General features: G+C 67.6%; 7 protein-coding genes. 2 read left to right on the top strand and 5 right to left on the bottom strand.

Annotated features, from left to right (window positions below):
* Positions 1-56 precede the first annotated feature (56 nt).
* The 4 genes from ACFWGZ_RS39285 to ACFWGZ_RS39270 form a co-directional block, all read right to left on the bottom strand.
* A complete protein-coding gene (locus ACFWGZ_RS39285; RefSeq protein WP_382456677.1) occupies positions 57-1,538 on the bottom strand; it encodes a hypothetical protein in 1,482 nt (493 codons plus the stop codon).
* A gap of 28 nt (positions 1,539-1,566) precedes the next feature.
* A complete protein-coding gene (locus ACFWGZ_RS39280; protein WP_382456676.1) occupies positions 1,567-2,115 on the bottom strand; it encodes a DUF3558 domain-containing protein in 549 nt (182 codons plus the stop codon).
* A 19-nt stretch (positions 2,116-2,134) separates the two neighbouring features.
* A complete protein-coding gene (locus ACFWGZ_RS39275) occupies positions 2,135-2,539 on the bottom strand; it encodes a hypothetical protein (RefSeq protein WP_382456675.1) in 405 nt (134 codons plus the stop codon).
* A 101-nt stretch (positions 2,540-2,640) separates the two neighbouring features.
* Positions 2,641-3,420: an ESX secretion-associated protein EspG gene (locus tag ACFWGZ_RS39270; RefSeq protein WP_382456674.1), complete on the bottom strand. Its 780-nt coding sequence runs from the start codon at positions 3,418-3,420 to the stop codon at positions 2,641-2,643.
* A gap of 390 nt (positions 3,421-3,810) precedes the next feature.
* Here ACFWGZ_RS39270 and ACFWGZ_RS39265 point away from each other — a divergent pair, with 390 nt between their 5' ends.
* Together ACFWGZ_RS39265 and ACFWGZ_RS39260 are read left to right on the top strand one after the other, a co-directional pair.
* Entirely contained in the window at positions 3,811-4,425 is a 615-nt protein-coding gene (locus tag ACFWGZ_RS39265) for a ClpP family protease (RefSeq protein ID WP_382456673.1), read from the top strand.
* Positions 4,422-5,012, top strand: a complete 591-nt coding sequence (locus tag ACFWGZ_RS39260) for a ClpP family protease (RefSeq protein WP_382456672.1) — start codon at positions 4,422-4,424, stop codon at positions 5,010-5,012. Before ACFWGZ_RS39265 ends, ACFWGZ_RS39260 begins: the two co-directional genes overlap by 4 nt.
* Positions 5,013-5,027: 15 nt before the next feature.
* Here the strand turns inward: ACFWGZ_RS39260 and ACFWGZ_RS39255 are convergent, their stop codons facing one another.
* Positions 5,028-5,378, bottom strand: coding sequence for a helix-turn-helix domain-containing protein (locus ACFWGZ_RS39255; RefSeq protein WP_382456671.1), 351 nt, complete (start codon positions 5,376-5,378; stop codon positions 5,028-5,030).
* Between the last annotated feature and the right edge of the window lie 82 nt (positions 5,379-5,460).

Here is a 5,460-nt window from a genome sequence, read left to right as displayed (position 1 = left end):
GGCTTATGTTGGCCATTCCATATTGGAATCGGCTGGGATTTCTTGGTTCTTGGGTCTTACTCGCCCAGTACCGGTGGGGCCACCAAGGCGTTGTTGCCGAAGATGTCGTCCGTGTCCGCCTCCAGCAGGTAGGACGGAGACGTCCGTTCGATGTCCTCGTCGCCCTTGCCCTTGGCCGGAGCGGCTCCCATGCCGCCCGGTGCGCCGCCGGCGGCACCTGGTCGGCCTGGTGCGCCCGGCGCCCCTGTGCCGCGTCCTGCTGCAGTTTCGGCTCCCGGCATCACGCCGGTGGAGCCGCCGGGGCTGAAACCCTTGGTGGTGTTGGGGTTGCCGGCGCCCAGGCCGCCTCCGGGCGTTCGGCTGCCGCCTCCGCCTCCGCCTCCGCCTCCGCCTCCGCCTCCACTGCCGCCACCGCTGCGGCCGCCTGCTCCGCCACCCGTTCCGCCGCCGGGTCGGCTGCTGGGGGCTCCTTGCGGGGTTTTGGTGCCTGGCTGATGGGTGCCGCTGGCCAGGCCGAGATTGTTGGTTCCTGGCTGGTTGGTGTTTGTGCCCTGGGTGCTCGCGCTGGGGCTGGTGGTGCCGAGGTTGTTGAGGCCGCTCGTGGTCGTGGTGCCCGGGTTCTGTGTCTGCGGGGTCGTCCACGAGGCGGTGGTCGTGGCATCGCCCACTCGCGGGGACGGCGTGGTGGCCCGGCTCGTGACACCCGGATCGGACGCGATCGGTGGCCTGCCGGGATCGGCCGGATCCTGTGGCGGGGCAGGCGGTTCGGGCGCGAAGGCCGGCTGCGCCGCAGCGGTCTGCGACACGGTGCGGTCGTAGGCCTCCACGGCCCGCGCGGCCCGCTCGTGATCGGCCTGCTGCTGCTGGAACGCCGCCCTGTCCGCCGCCGCCTGCAGGACGAACTGGATCGGGTCGGTGATCGACATCAACCGCTCCCGCGACGCCGCCGCGTCGTACGGCTGCGCGGGCGGCGGTGGCACGGTGTTCTTCGCATCGCTCAGCGCCCGCGACTGCTGGGTGAACAACGTTCCGGCCAACTGCGCGGCGATGCCGGTCTCACCGGCGCGGTTGCCCATGGTCGCCAAGGCCTGCCGCGCCCCGTCACCGGCCACGCCGGTCCAGTCCGTCTCGCTGTTCCCGATCGCCGTGGCGACGTCGTCGTCGAAGGCCGCCAGCTCGTTGCCGATCTGGGTCCAGATGTCGCCGAGCTCGCCGATCGCGCCCGGATCGACCCCGTTGTTGACCGACTCGTGCAACTGCTGGTGCGAGATCCCGATGTAGTGCGCGTCCGGCGGAGGGGGAGCGGACCGCGTCAGCACCTGGCTCCTGAGCTGTGCGGCCTGCGCGTCCAGCGCGTCGTCCACCCGGTTCGGCGCCTGCAGCATGCTGACGATCATGCCCAACAACGGGCCGAAGCGGGCCTGGATGTCGCCGTCGACCTGATCTTGTACCTGCCGGCCCGTCTGCACCTCCGAGTGCCGCTCCACGCCGTAGCGCGAGTACACATCGGACGGTCTGCCTGATGCACCCTCGTTCATCGCCCGCACCCCTCTCCCGTCACAGCGACTACGGCAACTTCGGCTCGACCAGCTCGGCGATCTTCAACGCCAGCGGACACGGATCCGTTGACGCGCCTGCGTTCAGCACGACGTCGACTCGCGACGACGAGGTGATCCCGAGGTAGACACCGCAGCTGCCGCCGGCGAGCAACCCCTGCTTCGCTTGATGGCCGCCGACAGCGAGGTCCTTCATCCCTCCTCCGGCAGGCACCCCCGACAATCCGACGTTGGTTCGCGTGCCCACCGACAGACTCTTTCCCGTCGGGGAGAACTCACAGGTGAGTGACGAGCCGAGCGTCTCCTGGGCCGGGGCCTCCTTCAGCGGGCCCAGTACCTGTTCCGCCTCGCTCCTGGTGAGCAAGCTGCACGGGTCGGCGTCCGCCAGTGAGCTGCTGGCCTTGGTCGAGGTCGACGGACTCGTCGCGCTGTCGTTGGACGAGGAACTGCCGGATTTCGGCATCGGCTTGGGTTCGCCATCAGTCGTCGAGCTGGTGCACGCCGTGACAGCGACGAGCATGGCAGCGGCGAGACCGGCCAGGACGATTCGAGTGTTCACGAGTTGCCTTCCTGGTTGGTCAGGCGGAGGCGACGGGGCCACCGGCCCTGCTGATGCCCTGCTTGGAGTCCTCATCTGCGGTCTTGTAAGCGGCCATCGCCTTCTCCACGTCGGAGCGCATCTGCTCCAGGTCCTTCTGGAACTCCTTGGCCGCGGTGATGAAGCCTTGTGCGGGATCGGTGGCGATACTGGCCAGGAACGGCTTGTAGATCTGTGCGGCCGGAGTGGTCCCCAGCGGTGGCTCCGCGCTCAGGTAGTCCGCTCTCTTCAGCGCCTCCGTGATGCCGTCGTGCATCTTTTCGACGGCTGTGATCAGGGCTTGGCCACCGGAATCGCTGACACCGACACCTGCGGCGACCGAAGCCGAGAATCGGGCTATCGAGTCGCTGATCCCCTTCATGCCTGCGAAGAGCGCCTCTGGCATGGCCAGTCCCCTCTCTAACGCTGCGTGTCAACACGGTAACAAGCAGTGGTGGTCCTGTGCGGCGAATCGGGCACTTCGCGCACGGGGCCGGTTCTTTCGAGTCACCGGTGCGAGTTGATGATCCTGCTGAGATGACCTTCGATTTTGGCCTGGTCAGCAGGGGTGTACGTAGCGGTCGCTCGTCCGTCCTGGTCGGTGTCGGGGATCACCGCGTACCTCCCGACGTCGGTGTCCAGATAATTGATCGTCCCCAGGGCCCTCTCCCTCCCGTCTCTGCCGAGCGCTGAGACCTGTAGGTAGCCGGCACCCAGTCGTGGGCGACGCAGGATCTCCTCGGCAGTTGCCCGTTGTCCGGCCGGGGAAGGCGCGGTTGCCTTCACCGGAGATTTGAAGGTGTGTTCGGAGAAGTCCTCGTGCACGCGTCTCCGACCTGCCGGCATCGAGGTGTCGGTCACCGTGACGGACATTCCCGGGCCGGGGCGCATGGAGGGCAGCAGTCGAACCAGGTGGGAAACAGCGGTGTCGGACTGGCAGAACCGGAATGCGATGGCCTCTTCCTGCTGCTCTGCGACCACGCCCGTACTGCCGTCGGTGACCGCGAGTGCCACTGGCTGCATGCCACCGGCAGTGCCGACCAGGGCTGTCACGAGAGGTCCGCGGGCGAACACCTGCAGCGCCTGCACGAGTTCCGGCGCGAACTCGCCGTCGCGCACCAGGCCCCGGTCGATCAAGTTGTGGTGCACGGCCTCGACCAGCCGGAGGCGGTCCTCACGCGTGGTGCCGTGGTGTGGAATGGTGAACGGGAACCTGCGCACGTTGATCCGCAATGCTTCACCGAGCACGTCCAGTGCCGCGAACGAACAGATGATCTCCCCCGGCACCGTGAACCTGCCTCTCTCTGTCCGCACCGCTCCCCAACGGTGAAATGGCTCGTGCGATATGGTGCCAGCCGAATGCCTGTCGACGGAGTGCTATTACCTCGATGAGGTTGATTTATCACCCGTTTGATGCATTGTGTCGATGCCCTCGGGTCAAGGTGTTTCCGCTGGTAGGTGTCTTTCGCATTGGTGAGGAATCATTTGAAGGCTTGACGGAAAAATCAGTTTCTTTCGTGGTGTGACGGAATTCGTGGGGACGCTGCGACTGTGCGCGGGTGTTGTCCTCATCGGACTGCCGAGGCGAACGGCGACGAGTGCGCGCCTGCTGTGAGCTGATCTGCCCACAGCAGAGAAAGCGGCGAACCGCGTCGTGGCACCGGCATCGTCAGGGCCATGACGAACAACGAGAAGCTCTTCAGCCCAGGGCTGCGAGAACGGTTCTTCGGTCAGCGGGTGCTGATTCTCGACGGCGGCCTCGACGACGACAACGGCACGGTGCTCGCGACCCAGATGTTGTCGCTGGCGAGCGAGGACCCGAGGCAGGACATCGCGCTGTGGATCCACTCGCCGGGTGGGTCGGTGCCCGCGATGCTGGCCATCCGCGACGTGATGCGGCTCGTGCCGTGCGACGTGGCGACGCTCGCGCTCGGACTGGCGTGCAGCGCTGGCCAGTTCCTGTTGTCGGCGGGCACCAAGGGCAAGCGGTTCGCCTTGCCGCACGCGCGGATCCTGATGCACCAGGGGAGTGCGGGCATCGGCGGGTCGGCCGTCGAGGTCGAGGTGCAGGCGGACGACCTGCGCTACACGCGAGACACCGTGCTCGGCCTCATCTCCGAGGACACCGGTCAGCCGTTCGACCGCGTCTTCACGGACTCGTTGCACGACAGGTGGTTCACCACCGCGCAGGCGCTCGAGTACGGGTTCATCGACCACATCGTCAGCGATCTCGGGCAAGTGGTGCCCGTGCGCACGCATCAACTCGGACTGCACTCGGGAGCTGTCGCATGAGCACCTACACGATCCCCAACGTCATCACGCGGGACGCGCGTGGCGAGCGGGTCATGGACGTCTACTCCCACCTCCTCTCCGAACGGATCGTCTACCTCGGCACCGGCATCGACTCCGGCGTCGCCAACGCGTTGATCGCCCAGTTGCTGCACCTCGAGGCGGACAACCCGGAGCTGGAGATCAACCTCTACATCAACTGCGAGGGCGGTGACCCGGCCGCGATGCTCGCGCTCTACGACACCATGCGCTACATCGAGGCGCCGGTGGCGACCACCTGCGTCGGTCAGGCGGTCGCGGCCGGAGCCGTGCTGCTCGCCGCCGGTGCCGAAGGACGCCGGGCGGTGCTGCCTCACGCCAGGGTCGTCCTGCACCAGCCCGCCGCCCAGGGGCGCGGCACGATCCCCGACCTGATCCTCGCGGCGGACGAGGTGGTCAGGGTGCGCACGCAGCTCGAGGACATCCTGTCCAGGCACACCGGCAGGGGAGTGGAGCAGCTGCGCCACGACACCGACCGGGACCGCGTGTTCGACGCCTCCGGCGCCGTCGAGTACGGGCTCGTGGACCGGGTGCTCGAACGACGGCGCTAGCCGTGGGGACAGGCGCTAGGCCGCCATCAGCACGGGACCCGAGGGACGGCCAGTGGGACGTGAGGTGTGGAAGTGGCCGTTGCCGCGTAAAGGCACCGCGTAGCCGTGGCGCACGAGACCGGCAATCCCGATCAGCAGGTCGGCCAGGTCGACGCCCAGCGCCCCGGCCACGGCGGCGATCATCTCGCTCGACGGCTCCTTGCGGCCGCGCTCGATCTCGGACAGGTACTGCACCGAGATGCCCGCGCGGTCGGCCACGTCGACGAGGCGCTCGCCCAGTTCCTCCCTCGTCTCGCGCAGCTTGCGGCCGAGGGCCTCACGCCAGAGCGGTTGGGGTGCGCGCTTGAAGTCCAGGATCTCCGCCATGCAGAACATCGTGACAGCAGGTCTCGGACGCGAAAGGGGCGTTCTGCTGACAGCAGAACGCCCCTTCACGAACCACAGCGTC

This window comes from Lentzea sp. NPDC060358 (assembly GCF_042725365.1).
Taxonomy (GTDB): Bacteria; Actinomycetota; Actinomycetes; order Mycobacteriales; family Pseudonocardiaceae; genus Lentzea.
Note: the sequence above shows the minus strand (reverse complement) of the source record. Positions and strands in the feature narration are given on the sequence as shown.